This window comes from Noviherbaspirillum soli (genome assembly GCF_015352955.1).
Taxonomy (GTDB): Bacteria; Pseudomonadota; Gammaproteobacteria; order Burkholderiales; family Burkholderiaceae_D; genus Noviherbaspirillum_A; species Noviherbaspirillum_A soli.
Window position 1 is genome coordinate 48,658 of sequence record NZ_JACYOX010000020.1, and the last position, 20,236, is coordinate 68,893.

A 20,236-nucleotide genomic window follows, 5' to 3' on the forward strand; every position below is an offset into this window, starting at 1 on the left:
TGTTAATACACTTCCGGATTGGGGTCGGTTTTTTCGAGTTCGATCGAGGCGGCCAGGAGCGCCAGGCGGGCTACCACGCCGTACATGTAGAAGCGGTTCGGCGCCGTGGTGCCGGGCCGCGCATGCGGGTCGGGCAGCGCATGCTGCTGGGCGAAGGCCAGCGGCACGAAATGCGCGCCGGGCGCGTTCAGGTTCTCGTCGGCGCCGCGCTCTGCATGCACCCGGTAGAAGCCGCCGACCACGTAGCGGTCTATCATGTAGACCACCGGCTCGGCCACTGCGTCGTTGATGTGCTCGAAGCTGTAGACGCCTTCCTGCACGATCACATTGCTCACTTCCAGCCCGTCCTTCACCACCGCCATCTTGTTGCGCTGCTTGCGGTTCAGGTCGCGCACCTCGCTGGCATCGCGCACCGTCATGATGCCCATGCCATAGGTGCCGGAATCGGCCTTGACGATGACGAACGGGGTTTCCTTGATGCCGTATTCCTTGTACTTCTTGCGGATCTTGGCCAGCACCGCGTCGACCGCCGTCGCCAGCGCGTCCTCGCCGACCCGCTCCTGGAAGTCGACCGGGCCGACCTTGGCGAAATACGGGTTGAGCATCCATGGATCGACATCGATCAGCTTGGAAAACTTCTTCACCACCTCGTCATAGGCGGAGAAGTGATTGGTCTTGCGCCGCACCGCCCAGCCGGCATGCAGCGGCGGCAGCACGTTCTGCTCATGCAGGTCTTCCAGGATCGGCGGCAGGCCGGACGACAGGTCATTGTTCAACAGGATGGTGCAGGGATCGAAGTTCTTCAGGCCGACGCGGCGGCCATTGGCCAGTATCTCCAGCGGTTCGAGCGTCAGCGTGCCGCCGTCGGGCAGGTTGATCGGCGTCGGTTCCTTGATGGTTTCATCCAGCGTGCCCAGGCGGATGTTCAAGCCGGTCTGGCGGAAGATCTGCATCAGCCGCGCCACGTTCTGCAGATAGAAGGTGTTGCGGGTATGGCGCTCCGGGATCATCAGCAGGTTCTTGGCGTCCGGACAATACTTCTCGATCGCCGCCATCGCCGCCTGCACCGCCAGCGGCAGCATCTCGGGCGAGAGGTTGTTGAAGCCGCCGGGGAACAGGTTGGTATCGACCGGCGCGAGCTTGAAGCCGGCGTTGCGCAGGTCCACCGAGCAGTAGAACGGCGGCGTGTGCTCCTGCCATTCCAGCCGGAACCAGCGCTCGATGGCGGGCGTGGCGGCGAGGATTTTCTTTTCGAGATCGAGCAGGGGGCCGTTCAGGGCGGTGACGAGATGCGGAACCATGATGAACTTTCTTTACATTACGTCTACAGTGACGCAGATTCTAGCGGGATTCCCGGCCTAGCGCCGGGTGGCAGGACAAGAGATGTGCGGCCAACTGCGAGCAGAATGGGGGCGAACGGCCTTTTTTAAAAGGCAGGGAACAAAAAAAGCCCCCGTGGGGCCGTGTAGGTGCAATACCCGAAGGGCATTGCACCGTGGGTCGCAAATCGGCATGGTCATATCGGACACTTTCCTTGATTGACCAATGGTGAAATGCCCCTTCGGGGTATTCCACCCTGCAAAAGTTGCAAAAAAAGCGCCCCGTGGGGCGCTTGAGGGGCTGCGGGGCGGCCAGGAGGTATGACAGGGTCAGGCGTGGTAGGCGGATTCGCCGTGGCTGGTGATGTCCAGGCCTTCGCGCTCTTCCTCTTCCGGCACGCGCAGACCGACGATCAGGTCGACCAGCTTGTAGGCGATGAAGGACACGACGGCGGACCAGACCACGGTGGTCAGCACGGCCTGCAGCTGGATCCAGACCTGGCCGGAGATGGAGTATTCCGGCGAGACCGCATTGGCGACATAGTCATAGATGCCGCTGCCGCCCAGCGAGGGCGAGGCGAACACGCCGGTCAGCAGGGCGCCCAGGATGCCGCCCACGCCATGCACGCCGAACACGTCCAGCGAGTCGTCGGCGCCGAGCATGCGCTTCAGGCCATTGACGCCCCACAGGCAGATGATGCCGGCCAGGAGGCCAATCACCAGCGAACCCATCGGGCCGACGAAGCCGGCGGCAGGGGTGATGGCAACCAGGCCAGCCACGGCGCCGGACGCGGCGCCCAGCATCGAGGGCTTGCCCTTGGCCATCCACTCGCCCATGGTCCAGGTCACGACGGCGGCGGCGGTTGCCAGCATGGTGTTCAGGGTTGCCATGGCGGCCAGGCCGTTGGCTTCCAGGCCCGAGCCGGCGTTGAAGCCGAACCAGCCCACCCACAGCAGCGACGCGCCGATCATGGTCATGGTCAGCGAGTGCGGCGCCATGGCTTCGCGGCCGTAGCCGATGCGCTTGCCGATCACGAAGGCGCCCACCAGGCCGGCGATGGCGGCGTTGATGTGCACCACGGTGCCGCCGGCGAAGTCGAGCGCGCCCTTCTGGAACAGCCAGCCCGAAGCGGCAGTGGCGGCTTCAGCGGCGGCGGCGTCGGTATAGGCATCCGGACCAGGCCAGAACCAGACCATGTGCGCGATCGGCAGGTAGGAGAAGGTGAACCACAGCACGGTAAACAGCAGCACCGCGGAGAAGCGCACCCGCTCGGCGAAGGCGCCGATGATCAGGCCGCAGGTGATGGCGGCGAAGGTGGCCTGGAAGGTCACGAAGGTGAATTCCGGCAGGACCACGCCCTTGCTGAAGGTGCCGGTCACGGTCTCGACCGTGATGCCCTTCAGGAACAGCCGGTCGAACGAGCCGATGAAGCTGCCTCCCGGCGTGAACGCCAGCGAATAGCCGTAGATTGCCCACAGCACCATCACCAGCGAGAACACCGTGAAGACCTGCATCAGCACCGACAGCATGTTCTTGGAGCGTACCAGGCCGCCGTAGAACAGCGCCAGGCCGGGGATGGACATCATCGCCACCAGGATGGTGGCAACCGTCATCCAGGCGACATCGCCCTTGTTGGGTGTGGGTGCGGCGGCCGGCGCTGCAGCAGCGGCAGGTGCCGCCGCGGCGGGAGCAGCAGCAGGAGCGGCCGGAGCGGCGGAAGCGGCCGCCGCCGGTTCTGCGGCGGCCTGGGCCACCACGGTGGCGGGCGCCTTGGCGGCGTCATCGGCGGCGAACGCCGAGTGACCAAAGCCGATGGCGCACATCAACATGCCAGCGGCGAGCAGTTTTGCAAATGGTTTTTTCATGTTGTCATCCTTACAGCGCTTCTTTGCCGGTTTCACCCGTACGGATACGCACTACCTGCTGGAGGTCATAAACGAAAATCTTGCCATCGCCGATCTTGCCGGTGCGGGCGGCGGTCTCGATGGCCTCGATGGCCTGCTCGACGATGGCGTCGTCCACCGCGGCCTCGATCTTGGTCTTGGGCAGGAAGTCGACCACATACTCGGCGCCGCGATACAGCTCGGTATGGCCTTTCTGCCGCCCGAATCCCTTGACTTCCGTGACCGTGATTCCCTGTACGCCAATGGCGGACAGGGCTTCGCGCACTTCGTCAAGCTTGAAAGGTTTGATGATGGCGGTGATGAGTTTCATGGGAAGCTCCCGGGTGTCAGAAGGTTTTCGAGATCGACAGCACCGCGCCGGTGTTGCCTACCCGCTTGGTGCGTCCATTGCCGTCGGCAACGGTATAGAGATTCTTGTCGGCGTCGGTGCCGACGATGGCCAGGCCAACCGTGGCAAAGCCGAAGTCGCGCGCCACGCCGATCTTGTAGTCGTTGTAGTTGAAGTCGCCATAATGACGCACCCACTGGCGGCCTGCATGCAGCGTCAGCGTGGTCTTTTCGGCAACCTCGAAAGTGGCGTTGAGGTCGAGGTAGCCGGATCCCTTGGAATTGCCGTTAGGTACAGCGGCAGTGGCGTTGTTCAGGCCAAAGAAATCGGTCAAACCGTAGCTGTACTTGGCCGAAAACCACTTGTAGGCGCCAGCGAAGTAGACTTCGCCGTTGTTGTATTTCTCGCCGGTGTTGCCGACCTTGGCAGCCGGGTAGTAGTAGTAAAGCAGGCCGATGTCGGCGGTGAAGTCCGGCATCACCTCGAACTTGTAGCCGCCGTAGAAATCCATTTCCAGGCCGGCGCCATTGTTGTACTGGTTGCCGCTGACGTTGGAGTTCCAGTTGCCCAGATAAAAGCCGCTGCTGTGGCTATAGTCAAAGCCACCCTGCACTGCCGGCTGCTTGAATGTCTGCGAAATGCCGCGGAAGCGGTAGTCCGAAGCCACCGTCACATTGCCGGTGAAGGTATGCTCGGGCGTCGGCGCGGCAGTCTGCGCATGGACGGAAACGGACAGGGCACTCAGCACTGCGGCGGACAGGATCAGCTTTTTCATGAAATTCCCTTAAAGTTATTGGTGCGTTACGTTCTTTTGCTTTGTTCAGGTACTCTGTCCTCGCATTAGCAGGAGGCGTGCCAGGCAGTGAGGTAGCTGCGATTGCGCTATGTAATGCATTACCGATCGACCTGTATGATTCAGAACAAGCGATCTTCGAACGCACCGCAATGGAGCGCACCGCGAACGTGCGCACCAAACAAGAGCAAAACTCCCATTCATCGAGGAAATCATGAACAGATCCAATTTTTTCAACGACTTGCAGAACAAGATCGGTCAGGTCATCGACAATTCGCCCGCAAAAGATTTGGAAAAGAATGTAAAGGCGATGCTGAGCCAGGGTTTTTCCCGGCTGGATCTGGTGACTCGCGAGGAATTCGACGTGCAGATGCAGGTATTGGCCAAGACCCGCGCCAAGGTGGATGCGCTGGAAGCGCGCCTGGCCGAACTGGAAGCCCTGCTCAGGGACAAGCAAGGCGGCGCCTGAGGTGGCCTCCCGCAGCTCTTTCCATGCAGTCAGGGCCGGCAGCCGTCTTGCCCGGTCAGATGCAATACCGGTTGCGGCCAGCTGATTTGGCCTGGTACAGCAGGCCGTCCGCGCGCTGCATCAGCGCCGTCCAGCTGCGCTCGGTTTCCTGCGGCTGCAGCACGGCAAAGCCCATGCTGACCGTCACCGGAAGATTGTCGCGGAAGCGGTAGCGCCTTACCTCGCCCAGCAGCCGTTCCGCCAGCATGGTGACGCCTTCCCGGTCCATGCCGGGGAAGATGATGCAGAACTCCTCGCCGCCATAACGCCCGACGATGTCGATATTGCGGCAGGTGTCCTTCAGGATGTGGCCGATGTCGGTGATTACATGGTCGCCCGCGTCATGGCCCAGCTGGTCGTTGATCTTCTTGAAGTGGTCGATGTCGATATAGGCGACTGCCAGCGGCCGGCCCAGCCGCTGCGCCACGTCGATCTCGCGCTTGCCGGCCGCCACGATGGCGCGCCGGTTGTAGAGGCCGGTCAGTTCGTCATGCGTGGCCATCTGATGCTTCTCCGCCACCATGCGCTCGAAGTAAAGCAGCAGCAAGGCCATGGCGAACAGCAGCGTGCTGACCATCGGGATCATGTAGACCACGACGACGCCGGCCCCGGCTGCGGTATCGGGCAGGAAATGCGGATGGTCGCGGTAGATGCCGATGGCGCGTGCGCTGAAGGCAACGAAGGACACCAGCGCGGCGACAACGGCGAGCATGGCGGCAAAGGACGGAACCGGGTGACGGCGCTTCCAGAGTTCCAGAAGATTCAGCAAGGCCAGCAGCGCCATGGCGAGCGAGGACAGCAGCGCGCGGTGGCGCAGCGGCTGGTCCAGCAGCATGGACAGCGCGAACAGCGCTGCGAAACCGGCCAGAATGACCCAGCCGAGAATATTGCGCCGGCGGCGGTAGAACGCACGCACGCCCCACCATTGCGTGACCATGCCGGCGATGATTGCGGTGTTGCCCGTGACGGACAAGCCCAATTTTGGGGCGCCGGCATTGATGATGACGATCAGCACGCCCACGGCTGAAAGCAGGCCGGAAAGCGCCCAGTAACGGGTGCAGCGTTCCGCCGGCGATGCGTAGAACGTGCCGGCCATGATGATGGCCACAGCCAGTTGCACCGCCATGGTTGCCGTGGCGGCAGTAATTGGGTCCATCAGCATTGAAAAAGTTAACTCCAGGAAATTCTGCGGGACGGAAAAACCGGTCGGTACATCATAGCCGATCGACCGTTCCATCCTGCCGACAACACCCGCCTGCTTTGTTAGTGCCGCCCGGTTGAAGTTACCGACCGCCTTGCGTATCTTGCGCTCTCGGTCTGGAAACCTGCGTCGACGACGCGCAACCCGGTTTGCCCTTCGATCACGGAGCGAGCATGACATTGGCAGTATTGAAAAGTCGTTCGTTGACAGGCATGGCCGCGCCGGAAGTCACGGTGGAAGTGCATCTGGCCAATGGTTTGCCGGCCTTTACCATCGTCGGGCTGCCGGACACCGAGGTCAAGGAATCGCGCGACCGGGTACGGGCCGCGCTGCAGAATGCCTGCTTCGAGTTCCCGGCGCGCCGCATCACCGTCAATCTGGCGCCGGCCGACCTGCCCAAGGAATCCGGCCGCTTCGACCTGCCGATTGCACTGGGCATCCTGGCGGCATCCGGGCAGATGCCCGCAGACCGTCTGGACGACTATGAATATGCCGGCGAACTCTCGCTGTCGGGTCAGTTGCGGCCGATCCGCGGCGCGCTGGCCATGACGTTTGCCATGCAGCGGGCAGGCAGCACCCGACGCGCCTTCATCCTGCCGCGCGCCAATGCCGACGAAGCGGCGCTGGTGACCGACGCCACCGTGCTGCCGGCCGACTCCCTGCTCCAGGTGTGCGCCCATTTCGCCACGACGGATCCGCAGCAGCGGCTGCAGCGGCATCAGGCCTGCCTGTCGCCGCAGCCGTATCCCTATCCCGATCTGTCCGATGTGAAAGGGCAGGCGCATGCCCGGCGCGCGCTGGAAATCGCGGCCGCCGGCGGCCACAGCCTTTTATTGATCGGGCCGCCGGGCACCGGCAAGTCCATGCTGGCATCGCGCCTGCCAGGCATTCTTCCGCCGATGACGGAGGATGAGGCGCTGGAATCGGCCGCGCTGCAGTCCCTGACCGGCAGCTTCGACCCATTGCGCTGGAAGGCCCGCCCCTATCGGGCGCCGCATCACACCGCCTCCGCGGTCGCCCTGGTGGGCGGCAGCAGCAGCGTGCGGCCCGGCGAGGTGTCCCTTGCCCACCGGGGCGTGCTGTTTCTTGATGAACTGCCTGAATTCGAGCGGCGGGTGCTGGAGGTATTGCGCGAACCGCTGGAGTCGGGATGCATCACCATTTCCCGCGCGGCCAGGCAGGCGCAATTCCCGGCCCGGTTCCAGCTGGCGGCCGCGATGAACCCGTGCCCCTGCGGCTACTTCGGGCACCAGGCAGGCAGATGCCGCTGCACGCCCGACATGGTCAACCGCTATCAGGGCCGGATTTCCGGCCCCCTGCTTGACCGCATCGACCTGCAGGTCCAGGTCGGGCCAATCGCCCAGGAGGAATTGCTGGCCGGCGGCAGCGGCGAAACCTCCGACGCGGTGCGCGTCCGGGTCGAGCAGTGCGCCCGGCGCCAGATCAAACGCCAGGGCGAACTGAATGCGGCGCTGGCGGGCGCCGGCCTGGAAGGCGCCTGCCGAACCAGCCAGGAGGGCGAACTGTTGCTGCGCAATGCCATGTCGCGCCTGGGATGGTCGGCACGCGCCTATCACCGCGTGCTGCGGGTGGCCCGGACCATTGCCGATCTGGCCGGCATTGAAGAGATCGGCCAGGCCCACATCGCCGAAGCCATCCAGTACCGGCGCGCGCTCAGGCATGACTGACGGCGCCTGGTCCGATGTACCCTGCGAACACGCGGGCTCACCGATTTCTGCTGCGTTGCATCAGTGAAACCCGACTGCATCTGCTGCATAATGTTCCGACGGTCCGATACATCCGTGCGAACAAGGGCCGAATAATAATCAGGAGACCATCTTGGATCAGTCCAAACGAACCCTATTGAAAACCGCGGCAACCGCGGGCATCGGTGGCCTGGCCGGCTGCGCCATACCGGGCAGAGCCAGCCATGACACGAAAACGCCCTTTGCGGTGGCCCAGCCCATGCTTCCCATCGTGGGCAGCAGCGAAATGTTCCCGGTGCGCCGGATTTACTGCATCGGCCGCAACTATGCCGCCCATGCCCGCGAAATGGGCTCCGATCCCAACCGCGAACCGCCGTTCTTCTTCCAGAAGCCGTCCGATGCGGTTCAACTGGTGCCGCCAGGCCAGACCATCGACCATCCTTACCCGACACTGACCAAGAACTATCACTATGAGATCGAACTGGTGGCTGCGCTCGACAAGGGTGGCAGGAACGTGCCGCTGGATAAGGCGCTGGATCTGGTGTACGGCTATGCGATCGGCCTGGACATGACCCGCCGCGATCTGCAGCGCGGCATGGGCGACCAGAAAAAACCCTGGGAGATCGGCAAGAGCTTCGACCATTCAGCGCCGATCGGCCCCATCCATCCGGTACGCTCGACCGGCCATTTCAAGAATGGCGCGATCTGGCTCAAGGTCAACGACGCGGTCAAGCAGCAGGCCAACCTGGACCAGATGATCTGGTCCGTGGCCGAGCAGATCAGCAAGCTGTCCGAGGCATTCGAGCTGATGCCTGGCGATATCATCTATTCCGGCACGCCGGAAAATGTCGGACCGGTGGTGCGTGGCGACATCATGGAAGGCCATATCGACGGCCTGCCGAACATCCGGGTGAAGGTGGTGTAGCAGGCCGGGAAACTTGCGACAGATTGTGTTCGCGCAAAGAACAAATACTTGGATGGCAATACCATGAAATCGGTTCTTCGCTGAAGCACCACTCCCTGGAAGTTTTTAGCCCGTGCTGCAAGCGCGGGCTTTTTCTTGGGCGACGCTGCGCTGTTATCCGCTGTTATGATTGCGCGCATGCCGAATTCCCGTCGTTTCCTCTCCGCCCTGCTCCTCTGTGCCACGCTTGCCGCCTGCTCGCCCGACTACAACTGGCGCCAGGTGCAGCCGGCCGATGCCACCTTCGTCGCGCTGTTCCCCGCCAAAACATCCAGCCATACCCAGCAGGTCAACCTGGACGGCATACGCACCGACATGGCGATGACGGCGGCGGAAGTCAACGGCGTGATGTTTGCCATCGGCAGCGCCAGCCTGCCCAGCGCGGCGTTGGTGCAGCCGGCGCTGTCGGCAATGAAGACGGCGATGGTGAAGAACATCGGCGGCGCCATCGCCAGCGACAAGGCGGTGGCCGGACCGCTGCCGCTGAATGAAGTAGTGGCCGATGGCAGCCGCAACGGCCGGCCGCTGCGGCTGACCGCCCGTTTCGGCGCGCGCGGCCAGCGGGTCTATCAGGTGGTCGTCATCGGCGCGCCGCAGGACGTGCCGGCTGAAGCGGTGACGACCTTCTTCGACTCCTTCAAGCCGGGAAGCTAGCGGTATTGCAGCAAGCGTCCTTGCGCTCGCGCCAGCGTCGGTTTTGCGAGCGTGCTATCGTTTTGCCCATCTTGTTCAAACCGAAAGGGTCTTTATGCTGATCACATTCAAATCAAAGGCCGCCGCCGAAATCCTGATGTACAAGGAACATGCCAAGCGCATCCTCGACCTGCTGGGCAAGAACCCCGACCAGGGCGTGATCACCCCGCCTGAAATGCCGAACGCGATTGCCGTGCTGGAGAAGCAGATCGCCGAGAGCCGTGCCCACTCGGCCGCGGAAGAACTGCAGCGCGACGTAGCGGCGCATCATGGCGATGACCATGACGACCACGACCATGAACCGGCACAGGTGGTGAGCTTTGCCAGCCGTGCCTATCCGCTGCTGGAAATGCTGCGCGCCGCAGACCGCGAGCAGCAGCCGGTGGTCTGGGGCGTCTAGGCCGGTGTGAACTCCGGGACGCGGGACTCTGGCGAGTCCCGGGTACTCAAGCTTTAATGCACTGATATGGCGCTCCGACCCAAAGCTACCCATCTGGAAGAAGGACAGATTCAGGCACGGCCAGCACGGACGGCACGCAATTTCAACCGAGAGGAATTCAATGTGCACCGTCTTTGTCAGATCAGTTCGCCTCGTCCTTTTTCTTGGGCGGCTCGATTGCTGACGGATCTTTAAGGTATTCAGCAACCAGGTTCAGAACGGCTTTTTTGGCCTCTTCCGGATTCAGCAGAAGCAATGCTTCCCTAAAACCTTGTTGTACCGCTTCCGGGGCGCGTGAAAGCACGCCTTCAACGAATGCGCATAAGAATCCCTGCTGATCTAAGGGGTCCTTGGCTACGATCTGAGCGTGACATACATAGTCAAATTGCCATTGTTCCTCATTACTCATTCGGCTCAATCGGTCTTCATCCCGATCAAAGCTATAGCCAATAAGATTAAGAATTGCAGTTGCGCTAAAGCTAGACTGAATAGTGCCGTAGAGACGAGAGCCTGCCTTTACATTCACGAAAACGCGATGGGCCAAGCTTTCAAACTCGGTCTTCCGAGTATCACTGTCTGGCATGCTGCTTATATTGCTCAATTCGTTTCCCATATGTTCGGGAAGAAGGCCTTTCACTTTTTCCAGAACTGAATGAAGCAGCGCGTCCTTATCGGCCAGGTTATCCAGTTTCCCAGTTTCTTCCTTCAGTCGTGCTTCAAATTCATTCAGCGCTGAATCTTCATTTTTAGTTGCGTATGGAAAGGTGGTGGTGCCTGCCTTGTACTGAAGGTACAGACAGAGCCTCAAACTATGACTCAAACCCTTGACTAACTCCGAAATCCGGCCTGCCGCCTGCTTTATTTCAATATCGCTTATACGCTGGGAAGTGACCGACCCGAGACTAGTACCTGTGACTGCCGTGGTGGTCGTGGTTGTGGTGGCGTTAGCCGTGGTTGTGATTGTGGACGAGCCCGTTTCCGACAATGCGCCCGTATTCAGCTTCGTCAGCGCAAGTTCAAGCACCTGCACCATGCCATGCTTGCGCACATCATAGGCCGGCTCTGCCTCAAGCTGTTCCAGGGCGCGATTTTGCGCTTCAGGCAAGCAGGTGCGCAGCTTGCGGTTGAAAGCTTCCTTGTATTCATAGCCAAGTTCGGCGCTGGCCAATCCACCGCCGGATTGCTTGAAGCTTTCATATAACTTGGCAAGGCCACCGTGCGCATTAAGTTCGCTTTTGTATTTGGCGCAAAGGGAGAAACCATACAGTTGAAGCTTTGCTTTCACGGAGCAGTCCGCGAACTGCATTGCTGCCTGTTCGGCTTTTTCTATTACTTTTGGCAATTGCGATTCGAAGCTTGCGTGCTTTGTAGACGATAAATCAGGTGACACATAAGAAGGCAAGGATGCTTTCAACATGCTGCTTGCCTGTTTGCGGAGGATGTCACCGGGACCTTCAATTTCTTTGTATCGCTTGCAGATTTCGCCTAGTACGCCTTGCTCGCTTTCCGAAGCCTGGCGTGCCTCGAGCGGCCTTTCGAAGAGCCTGATAATTTTCAGCTTGTCAACCGTACTGTATTGTTTGTAATTCTCGCCTAACAGGGCCTTCGCCTTGCTCGACAGTTCGTCGGGCGAATTGCGCGACGAAGGCCGTTCAGCACGTTTATCAAGGTTGGTGTTTGGGATACTCATCTGCTGCTCCAGGTAATGCATGCAACAATTTTGCATGCGGCAAAAGGGACCCGGTCAATACCGGAGGCCGTCAATAACGCATTCCCCTTTTCTTATCCCTGCCGGGTTCATATCGGACGCCTCTGCAAGAACGGTTTGGGGTGCCGCAGCAATAACCGGCATTATCACGACTCCCACGTTACTTCCCTGGCAACAACGTGAATAAACAAGACGTGCCAGACGGGGATGTCACTGGGCTTTTCGATTCCTGTACTGACTGGTCCGTCCCGGAGGCAGGCTGGTCCTTGGCCAAGTGAAAGCGGGACTGCCGCAGCTTCCGGATCTGCATTTGCGCGAGAGCCGGGGCGGCCGGTCCGTTACAATCCTGTCTTTCCGGCGGATTCCCGCCCTGCCTTTCTGCCTTCAGCCGACCCGTGACCTCTCCTTCCCCCAAACATGATTCCCTCGCCTACAGCCTGCTTGGCGCCGCCCGTGCGGTAGCCCTGGTGCGCACCGGCGCCGCGCTGCCGCAGGCGCTGGCACGCGTCAACCAAACATTGCAGGCCAGCCCGCAGGCACGCGGAGCAATCCAGGACATCGCCTATCGCGCCATGCGCGGACGCGGGCGCGCCGATGCGCTGGTGCAGGCGATGACCAGCAAGCCGCCGCAGCCGCCTTTGCTGCTGGCGCTGCTGGAATGCGCGCTGGTGCTGCTCGATACCGATGCCGGCGCCGATGCCGCCTATGAGGCCTATACGGTGGTTGACCAGACGGTCAGCGCCGCCGGCGCCGATGCCGAACTGGCGCATGCGCGCGGCATGGTCAATGCGGTGCTGCGCCGCTTCCTGCGCGAACGCAACGCGCTGGCCGCGCAGCTGGCCGGCAACCGCGAGGCGCAATGGAATTATCCGCAATGGTGGATAGACGCCGCCCGCACCGCCTACCCCGCTGCTTGGGAGCAACTGCTCGCAGCCGGCAACAGCCTGCCGCCGCTGACCCTGCGCGTGAACCGGCGCAGCACCGACATGGCGGCTTACCTGTCACTGCTGGAGCAGCACGGCATGGCGGCGCAACAACTGGGGCCTGACGCGGTGCGGCTGGCGCAGCCGGTGCCGGTACAGCGCATTCCCGGCTTCGAGCAGGGCCTGGTGTCGGTCCAGGACGCAGCCGCCCAGCTGGCCGCGCCCCTGCTGGACGTACAGGACGGCATGCGGGTGCTTGACGCCTGCGCCGCGCCCGGCGGCAAGACCGGCCATCTGCTGGAATGCGCCGCGCTGGACCTGCTGGCGCTGGACCAGGACGGGCAGCGGCTGCAGCGCGTCGCCGACAACCTTGCTCGTCTGCAGCTGCAGGCCAGCCTGCAGCAGGGCGACGCCGCGCGCCAGGACTGGTGGGACGGCAAGCCGTTCGACCGGATACTCGCCGACGTGCCCTGCACCGCCTCGGGCATCGTGCGCCGCCATCCCGACATCCGCTGGCTGCGCCGCAAGGGCGACGCGACGCAGCTGGCAACGTTGTCGGCACGCATCCTCGACAACCTGTGGCAGATGCTCGCGCCGGGCGGCAAGATGCTGTTCGTCACCTGTTCGGTCTGGCCGCAGGAATCGGAAGGACAGGCGGCCGCCTTTGCGGTGCGCCACCAGGCCCTGCGCCTGGCCGCGCCCGGCCAGTTGTTGCCCGTTTCACAAGCCGGACAGGATCACGACGGCTTGTTCTACGCGCTATTCCAAAAGCCGGGCGTTTGATACCATGGCCCAAACAATTTCCCGGGCTGCAAGCCTGCGATAGCGCGTGATTCGACGATTTTTCCTCTGGTTCTGGCTGGCAGCGGCATTGGCGTCCGTGCTGACACTGGCCATGCCAGCGGCGCATGCCGGCGATGTCGAGATCGCGGAAGCCAACCTTGAATACACCGACGAAGGCTACAAGCTGGCCGCCGTCTTCCAATTCGATCTCAACCGCAGCCTGGAAAGCGCCATCGCCCGCGGCATACCGCTGTACTTCACCACCGAAGTCGTGATCCGCCGCCCGCGCTGGTACTGGCTCGACGAGCGCACCGCCAGCGCCACCCAGACCATACGGATTTCCTACAACGTGCTGACCCGGCAATACCGCGCCGCCATCAATGGCAGCAATCTGCAGCAGAGCTTCGCTTCGCTGGACGAAGCCATGTCGCTGGTGCGGCGACCCGGGCGCTGGCTGGTGGCCGGGCCGGAGGCGCTCAAGCCGGGCGAGTTCTATTCCGTGGCGCTGCGCATGGAGCTTGACGTCGCCCAGCTTCCCAAGCCGTTCCAGATCCATTCCATCAACAGCAGCGACTGGCGGCTTTCCTCCGACTGGCGCTATTTCACTTTCAGGGCGGACGGCAAGTGACGCGCGTGCTGCGGTATGTGCTGGTCTTTGGCGGAGCGATCACCGGCATCCTGCTATTCCTGCTCGCCTCCGCGTCCGAAAATTCGGTGTTCTTCGACCAGAACTATTCCTGGCTGCTGGGCCTGAACGCATTGTTCGCCGCGCTGCTGCTGGGCCTGGTAACGACCCTGCTGCTGCGGCTGTACCAGCGCTACAAGCAGCGCCGCTTTGGCTCGCGGCTCATGACGCGGCTGGTGATGCTGTTTGCGCTGATCGGCATCCTGCCCGGCACCGTGATCTATGTCGTGTCGGTACAGTTCGTATCGCGCTCGATCGAGTCCTGGTTCGACGTGCGGGTCGAGTCGGCGCTCGAAGCAGGCCTGAACCTGGGCCGTACCGCGCTGGACTCCTCGCTGGCCGACCTCAACGCCAAGGCACGCGCAATGGCGCTGGAACTGGCCGACTATTCCGACGCCAGCCAGATAACCCAGCTCTCCAGGCTGCGCGACCAGAGCCAGCTGCAGGAAGCGCTGATCGTCACCTCCAGCAACCGGGTGGTGGCCAGCGCCGGCGGCAACATCGGCTCGCTGGTGCCGGAACTGCCCACGGCGAACATGCTGAGCCAGGCCCGCCTGACGCGCGGCTTCGCCGCCATCGAAGGCAGCAGCGAAGGACTGGACCGGCTGCGCGACGGCAAGCCAAAGGCAGCCGAGCCCGGCGCCGGCCTGAGGCTGCGCGTGGTGGTCGCCATTCCCGGCAAGAGCAGCGACCTGTCGCTGCAGAACGAGGCTCGCTTCCTGCAGCTGATGCAGCCGGTGCCGCAGCAGCTCGCGACCGACGCCGAGGCCCTGCGCGCCGCCTACAGCGAATACCAGGCGCGCTCGGTGGGCCGCACCGGCCTGCGCAAGATCTATATCGTGACGCTGACCCTGACGCTGCTGCTGGCCATCTTCGGCGCCGTCACCAGCGCCTTCCTGATCGCCAATGACCTGGCGCAGCCGTTGCTGCTGCTGGCCGAAGGCACCAAGGCGGTGGCCGAGGGCAACCTGTCGCCGCGGCCCATCGTCGCCACCAGCGACGAGCTGGGCACCCTGACGCAGTCGTTCAACACGATGACGCGCCAGTTGTTCGACGCCCGCGCCGCCGTGGAAAGGAACCGCACCGAACTTGAAAACGCCAAGGCCTATCTGGAATCGGTGCTGGCCAACATGTCGGCCGGCGTGATGGTGCTGGACGGGCAGTTCCGCCTGATGAGCTGCAATGAATCGGTGGACCGCATCCTGCAGCATGACTTCGAACCGTACCTCGGCCAGCCACTGTCGGAAATCGAGGGCCTGTCCGCGTTTGCCGATGTCATCATCCGCGCCTTCACCGAGCAGAGCGCCAAGTCGGCCGGGGAGAATGGCAACGACTTCCACTGGCAACAGCAGATCGAGATACCGCGCAGCGTCGGCGATGCCGAAGTCGAAAACAACATCACCCTGCTGGCGCGCGGCTCGCGGCTGCCGGTCGACAGCGCAACCGGCTATGTGGTGGTGTTCGACGACATCTCCGACGTCATTTCCGGCCAGCGTTCGATCGCCTGGGGCGAGGTAGCACGCCGGCTGGCGCACGAGATCAAGAATCCGCTGACGCCGATCCAGCTGTCGGCCGAGCGGCTGCAGATGAAGCTGGAAGAAAAACTGGCCCCTTCCGACGCCGCCATGCTGGGCCGCGCCACCAGCACCATCGTCAGCCAGGTGACGGCGATGAAGCGCATGGTCGACGACTTCCGCGACTATGCCAAGACACCGCCGGCGGTGCTGTCGCCATTGAACCTGAATGCGCTGATCGAGGAAATCCTGGCGCTCTACATGAGCGGCGACGAGCGCGACATCATCCATGCGGCGCTGGCGCAGGACCTGCCGCGGGTGATGGGCGACGCCACCCAGCTGCGCCAGCTGATCCACAACCTGCTGCAGAATGCCCAGGACGCGGTGGCCGAGCGCCCCGATGCCGAGGCTGAACCGGCCCGCATCGATCTGGTTACCGAGACGGTGCACTTCCCCGGCTCGGACGGCATAGCCCAGACGGCGGTGCGGCTGACCATCACGGACAACGGCCCCGGTTTCGCGGCCAGGATCCTGGCCCGCGCCTTCGAACCCTATGTCACGTCCAAAACCCGCGGCACCGGCCTGGGCCTGGCGATGGTGAAAAAAATCGTGGAAGAGCACGGCGGCCGCGTCGATATCCAGAATCGGCGCAATGTCGGCGGCGCTAAAATAGTCATACTGCTTCTGAAGCTGGCGTCCAATGCCGAAGTACTAACGAAAAGCTGACAGGAACAAGCAGCGCCACACAGACAAGTAGAATGCACGGTCCGGGAGTGATCCAAATCTGAATTAACCAAGGCAAGGAAATGGCAAATATTCTGGTAGTTGATGATGAGATGGGCATACGTGAATTGCTCTCGGAAATACTGGGCGACGAAGGCCATGTGGTGACCATGGCCGAAAACGCCCAGCAGGCGCGCCAGATTCGCGCCAGCACCACTCCGGACCTGGTGCTACTCGATATCTGGATGCCGGACACCGACGGCGTCACCCTGCTCAAGGAATGGCAGCGCGACCGCATGCTGACCATGCCCGTCATCATGATGTCGGGCCATGCCACGATCGATACCGCCGTCGAGGCGACCCGCATCGGCGCGCTGAATTTCCTGGAAAAGCCGATTTCGCTGCAAAAGCTGCTCAAGGCGGTGCAGCAGGGATTGTCGCGTGGCCAGGACGTGGCGCGCGCCAGCACGCTGGCGGCGGTGGCAAGGCCGATCCCGGCGCCAGTCAGCGAGCCGCTGCCGGCAGCGGCGCCGGGCGTCCAGGGCGCGCCGGGCGGCGTGCAGCCGCAAGCGCCCGAAGCACCCAAGGCGCCCGAGGAAAAAGGCTTCACGGTGTCATTCGAACTGCCGCTGAGGGAAGCGCGCGACGCCTTCGAGCGCGCCTACTTCGAGCATCACCTGCAGCGTGAAGGCGGCAGCATGACCAGAGTGGCCGAGCGCACCGGCCTCGAGCGCACCCATCTGTACCGCAAGCTCAAGCAGCTTGGCGTCGAACCCGGCAAGCTGGGCCGACGCAGCGGATGACGGCAGTCACGCTCGTCACAGGCAGTTCCTACGCCGCGCGCGAAGCGGCCATCGCGACGGCGCTGCAACCCGGCATGTCCACGTTTGCCATCCTGGAAGGATTGCCGGACGGGAAACCGGACTCGCCCCTGCAACAGGCGCTGCCGGCGCGGCAGATCCTGCGCATTGCGCCTGGCTGCGCCTGCTGCACCGGCAGCCTGACCATGCGCGTGACAATGAACCGAGTGCTGCGCCAGGCCCCGCAGCATCTCTTCATTGCCATGGCCGACACCAGCCACCTGGAACAATTCCGTGCATTCCTCCGAACCGATTCCTACAGCCGGTTATTGACCTTGACAGAAGACCTGCATATTGCGTCTTGAAATGCGGCGCGGGGGCGCCATGTTCTGTGTCAGCAGCGGGAAGTTTCTTCCAGCAATCAGCAATCGCACGAGGAGCATACATGAACCTGATCTACAACAGCGACCAGTACAGCGTGGTGGAGTTCGGCGCCGACCAGGCGCGTGAGGCCTTGCGTTTCGGCGGTTATGAAATCATGGATAAATCCGGACGCCGCGAGATCTTCATCAATGGCGCGCTGGCCGAATCCTTCCGCCAGCATGTCCAGGACCTGATCGCGCAAGAGCCCAGCATGGAGGAAATCGACGACTTCCTCGGCAACTTTGACGAACTGATGCATCAGCCGGTGCGCCTGCACTGATCGCTGAAGCCGGCGCGGCGCCGCAATTCCATACGGCGCCGCCCTGAAAGATCGCGGCATCCGGGTATACTGCCGCGATGCATGCCAATTCAAGTCCCATCCACAGTACCCAGCCAGGAATGCATGACGACCTGGCGCAGCAGGTGGCCAAGCACGCGGCCACGTTGTTTCGCAAACCCGTCACCGATTACAACCGCAGCGCCTTCGAAGCCAGCATCTCGGCCTGGGAGGCATATGGCAGGCCGCCACTGATACTCGACGCTGGCTGCGGCGTCGGCCTGTCTACCCTGCACCTCGCAGCGCTTCATCCCGACCATTTCGTGATCGGCATCGACCAGTCGGCCGATCGCCTGGCGCGCCAGGTGCAGTGGCCCGATGCGCTTCCCGCAAACTGCCTGCGCCTGCGTGCCGACCTGGTGGATTACTGGCGCCTGATGCTGGAATCCGGCGTCCGGCCGGCGCAGCAGTATCTGCTCTATCCCAATCCCTGGCCCAAGAAACAGCATCTCGGCCGGCGCTGGCATGGCCATCCGGTGTTCCCCGCCGTAGTGGCGCTGGGCGGGCAGTTCGAATGCCGCAGCAACTGGCGCATCTATATCGACGAATGCGCGGCGGCGCTGACCCAGCTGACCGGCATGCCGGTGCAGGCCGAGCCGTTCGATGCATTGACGCCGATCACGCCATTCGAGGAAAAATACCGCGCATCGGGGCATGCCCTCTGGCGCTGCCGCCTCGCCTTGCCCTCCTCCGTTGAACAACGATAAAAAGGCTGCAGCATGGATCGCCTGCAATCAATGCGCGTATTTTCGAAAGTGGTTGAACAGGGCAGCTTCGCCCGCGCCGCCCAGGTGATGGAGTTGTCGAATGCGGTGGTCACCCGCCATGTGGCCGACCTGGAAAATCATCTGGGCACCCGGCTGCTCAATCGCACGACACGCAAGCTGTCGCTGACCGAAACCGGCCAGGCCTATCTGGAACGGGTCAACCGCATACTGGCCGACATCGACGATGCGGACGCCATCGTGACTTCCCAGTCGAAAAAGCCGACCGGCACCTTGCGCATCTATTCCCAGCTGGGCTTTGGCAAGCAGCGCCTGGCCGAGCTGCTGCCGCTCTACGCCGCTGCCAATCCCGAGGTGACGCTGGATGTGACGCTGTCGGACCGCACCATCGACCTGGTGGAGGAAGGCTACGATATCGGCATCTTCACCGGTCTGCAGAAATTCGATGCCAGCATGATCTCGCGCCAGCTCGGCATGGCCGAAGTGCTGCTGTGCGCCTCGCCCGGCTATATCAGGCAGCGCGGCGAACCGCGCGTGCCCGAGGACGTGACGGCCCACGACTGCCTGAACTTCTCCAACGTGGACCTGCTGCGCAATCACTGGCCGATCGCCACCGACACCGAAGCCGTCAATATCCCGATCCGCAGCCGCATGCTGAGCAACAACAGCGAGTTGCTGCGCAACTGTGCCGCCGCCGACATGGGCCTGGTGGTCGGGCCGTCCTACGCGATGATCGACGACATCAAGAGCCACCGGCTGGTGCGGCTGCTGGATCAATACCGCCTGGGCCAGATGGCCGTGATGCTGGTCTATCCCAGCCGGCGCCAGATGTCGGCCAAGGTGCGCAGCTTCATCGACTTCATCACCCAGCGTTTCCCGCATCCCGAATCCGATCCGTGGTGCGGCAAATAACGCAGGCAAAGCCGCATCCGTGGTAGTGTATTTTCCTTTTTGACGAAGCTTCTTCCCGATTCCGCCATGTGCCAGCTTCTTGGAATGAACTGCAATGTTCCGACCGATATCGTGTTCAGCTTCACCGGCTTCGCCACCCGCGGCGGCCGCACCGACAACCACAATGACGGCTGGGGCATCGCCTTTTTCGAAGGCGCCGGCGTGCGCCATTTCGTTGACTACCAGGCCGCTGTCGCCTCGCCGATCGCCGCGCTGATCAAGCAATGCCCGATCAAGTCCAAGAACGTGATCGCGCATATCCGCAAGGCCACGCAGGGACGGGTGGCGCTGGAAAACTGCCATCCCTTCGTACGCGAGATGTGGGGCCGCTACTGGGTGTTCGCCCATAACGGCGACTTGAAGGAATTCCGTCCGGTGCTCGATGGCGCATTCCGTCCGGTCGGCACCACCGACAGCGAACTGGCCTTCTGCTATCTGCTGCAAAGGCTGCGCAGCCGCTTCGGCGACAGCATGCCGGCGCTGCCGGAACTGACGATCGCCTTGCGTGAACTGACTGCCGAGATCGCGTCGCACGGCGTCTTCAACATGATGCTGTCCGACGGCTCGGCCCTGTTCGCGCACTGCTCGACGCACCTGCATTACCTGGTGCGGCAATACCCGTTCGCCGAGGCCCGCCTGTCCGACGAGGACGTGATCGTGGACTTTTCCCAGGTAACCACGCCACGGGACAAGGTGGCCATCATCGTCACCGCGCCCTTGACCACCAATGAGACCTGGCTGCCCTTCGAAGCAGGCGAATTGAAGGTCTTCATCGACGGCGAGCCGATCGCGCCAGCCTGAGCCAGAG

The 20,236-nt window shown here is 62.6% G+C and carries 20 protein-coding genes; 14 read left to right on the top strand and 6 right to left on the bottom strand.

From position 1 onward, the window contains the following. Positions 1-2 precede the first annotated feature (2 nt). The 4 genes from gshA to IGW04_RS15255 all read right to left on the bottom strand — a co-directional run bounded on the left by gshA (position 3) and on the right by IGW04_RS15255 (position 4,327). Positions 3-1,301 (bottom strand): glutamate--cysteine ligase, encoded by a 1,299-nt coding sequence (gene gshA, locus IGW04_RS15240; protein ID WP_194713940.1) that lies wholly within the window; start codon positions 1,299-1,301, stop codon positions 3-5. 348 nt (positions 1,302-1,649) lie between these two features. Then, positions 1,650-3,185, bottom strand: a complete 1,536-nt coding sequence (locus IGW04_RS15245) for an ammonium transporter (protein WP_194713941.1) — start codon at positions 3,183-3,185, stop codon at positions 1,650-1,652. A 10-nt stretch (positions 3,186-3,195) separates the two neighbouring features. Further along, positions 3,196-3,534 carry a P-II family nitrogen regulator gene (locus IGW04_RS15250; protein ID WP_194713942.1) on the bottom strand — a complete coding sequence of 113 codons (339 nt, stop codon included), beginning with the start codon at positions 3,532-3,534 and terminating at the stop codon, positions 3,196-3,198. 16 nt (positions 3,535-3,550) lie between these two features. Then, complete coding sequence (locus IGW04_RS15255) at positions 3,551-4,327, bottom strand: TorF family putative porin (protein WP_194713943.1); 777 nt, start codon at positions 4,325-4,327, stop codon at positions 3,551-3,553. A gap of 232 nt (positions 4,328-4,559) precedes the next feature. On the opposite strand from IGW04_RS15255, the gene IGW04_RS15260 reads away from it, so the two are divergent. Beyond that, positions 4,560-4,814 (top strand): accessory factor UbiK family protein, encoded by a 255-nt coding sequence (locus IGW04_RS15260; RefSeq protein ID WP_194713944.1) that lies wholly within the window; start codon positions 4,560-4,562, stop codon positions 4,812-4,814. A gap of 55 nt (positions 4,815-4,869) precedes the next feature. On the opposite strand, the gene IGW04_RS15265 is transcribed toward IGW04_RS15260, so the two are convergent. After that, positions 4,870-6,009 (bottom strand): GGDEF domain-containing protein, encoded by a 1,140-nt coding sequence (locus tag IGW04_RS15265; RefSeq protein ID WP_194713945.1) that lies wholly within the window; start codon positions 6,007-6,009, stop codon positions 4,870-4,872. A gap of 218 nt (positions 6,010-6,227) precedes the next feature. On the opposite strand from IGW04_RS15265, the gene IGW04_RS15270 reads away from it, so the two are divergent. The 4 genes from IGW04_RS15270 (at position 6,228) to IGW04_RS15285 (ending at position 9,817) form a co-directional block, all read left to right on the top strand. Further along, entirely contained in the window at positions 6,228-7,742 is a 1,515-nt protein-coding gene (locus tag IGW04_RS15270) for a YifB family Mg chelatase-like AAA ATPase (RefSeq protein WP_194713946.1), read from the top strand. Positions 7,743-7,893: 151 nt separating this feature from the next. Next, positions 7,894-8,685, top strand: coding sequence for a fumarylacetoacetate hydrolase family protein (locus IGW04_RS15275; protein ID WP_228527117.1), 792 nt, complete (start codon positions 7,894-7,896; stop codon positions 8,683-8,685). Between the two features lie 177 nt (positions 8,686-8,862). After that, complete coding sequence (locus tag IGW04_RS15280) at positions 8,863-9,378, top strand: hypothetical protein (protein ID WP_194713947.1); 516 nt, start codon at positions 8,863-8,865, stop codon at positions 9,376-9,378. 94 nt (positions 9,379-9,472) lie between these two features. Continuing rightward, positions 9,473-9,817, top strand: coding sequence for a DUF1840 domain-containing protein (locus tag IGW04_RS15285; RefSeq protein ID WP_194713948.1), 345 nt, complete (start codon positions 9,473-9,475; stop codon positions 9,815-9,817). A 181-nt stretch (positions 9,818-9,998) separates the two neighbouring features. Here IGW04_RS15285 and IGW04_RS15290 read toward each other — a convergent pair whose 3' ends face one another. After that, positions 9,999-11,567 carry a hypothetical protein gene (locus IGW04_RS15290; protein ID WP_194713949.1) on the bottom strand — a complete coding sequence of 523 codons (1,569 nt, stop codon included), beginning with the start codon at positions 11,565-11,567 and terminating at the stop codon, positions 9,999-10,001. A gap of 392 nt (positions 11,568-11,959) precedes the next feature. Between IGW04_RS15290 and rsmB the strand changes: the two genes are divergently transcribed. The 9 genes from rsmB (at position 11,960) to IGW04_RS15335 (ending at position 20,229) form a co-directional block, all read left to right on the top strand. Then, positions 11,960-13,270, top strand: coding sequence for a 16S rRNA (cytosine(967)-C(5))-methyltransferase RsmB (gene rsmB, locus IGW04_RS15295; protein WP_194713950.1), 1,311 nt, complete (start codon positions 11,960-11,962; stop codon positions 13,268-13,270). Between the two features lie 46 nt (positions 13,271-13,316). Continuing rightward, entirely contained in the window at positions 13,317-13,898 is a 582-nt protein-coding gene (locus tag IGW04_RS15300) for a DUF4390 domain-containing protein (RefSeq protein ID WP_323744863.1), read from the top strand. Beyond that, the gene (locus IGW04_RS15305; RefSeq protein WP_194713951.1) at positions 13,895-16,195 is read left to right on the top strand and encodes a sensor histidine kinase; all 2,301 of its coding nucleotides are present in this window, start codon (positions 13,895-13,897) and stop codon (positions 16,193-16,195) included. Before IGW04_RS15300 ends, IGW04_RS15305 begins: the two co-directional genes overlap by 4 nt. Positions 16,196-16,275: 80 nt before the next feature. Then, positions 16,276-16,995 (top strand): response regulator, encoded by a 720-nt coding sequence (locus IGW04_RS15310; protein ID WP_194713952.1) that lies wholly within the window; start codon positions 16,276-16,278, stop codon positions 16,993-16,995. Further along, positions 16,992-17,357, top strand: coding sequence for a GTPase (locus tag IGW04_RS15315; protein WP_194713953.1), 366 nt, complete (start codon positions 16,992-16,994; stop codon positions 17,355-17,357). The genes IGW04_RS15310 and IGW04_RS15315 overlap by 4 nt, the downstream gene beginning before the upstream one ends. A gap of 80 nt (positions 17,358-17,437) precedes the next feature. Beyond that, a complete protein-coding gene (locus tag IGW04_RS15320) occupies positions 17,438-17,695 on the top strand; it encodes a BTH_I0359 family protein (protein ID WP_194713954.1) in 258 nt (85 codons plus the stop codon). A gap of 119 nt (positions 17,696-17,814) precedes the next feature. Continuing rightward, a complete protein-coding gene (trmB, locus tag IGW04_RS15325) occupies positions 17,815-18,459 on the top strand; it encodes a tRNA (guanine(46)-N(7))-methyltransferase TrmB (protein ID WP_228527118.1) in 645 nt (214 codons plus the stop codon). A gap of 12 nt (positions 18,460-18,471) precedes the next feature. After that, positions 18,472-19,389, top strand: coding sequence for a LysR family transcriptional regulator (locus tag IGW04_RS15330; protein ID WP_194713956.1), 918 nt, complete (start codon positions 18,472-18,474; stop codon positions 19,387-19,389). Between the two features lie 66 nt (positions 19,390-19,455). Further along, positions 19,456-20,229 carry a class II glutamine amidotransferase gene (locus tag IGW04_RS15335; protein ID WP_194713957.1) on the top strand — a complete coding sequence of 258 codons (774 nt, stop codon included), beginning with the start codon at positions 19,456-19,458 and terminating at the stop codon, positions 20,227-20,229. Positions 20,230-20,236: the final 7 nt, after the last annotated feature.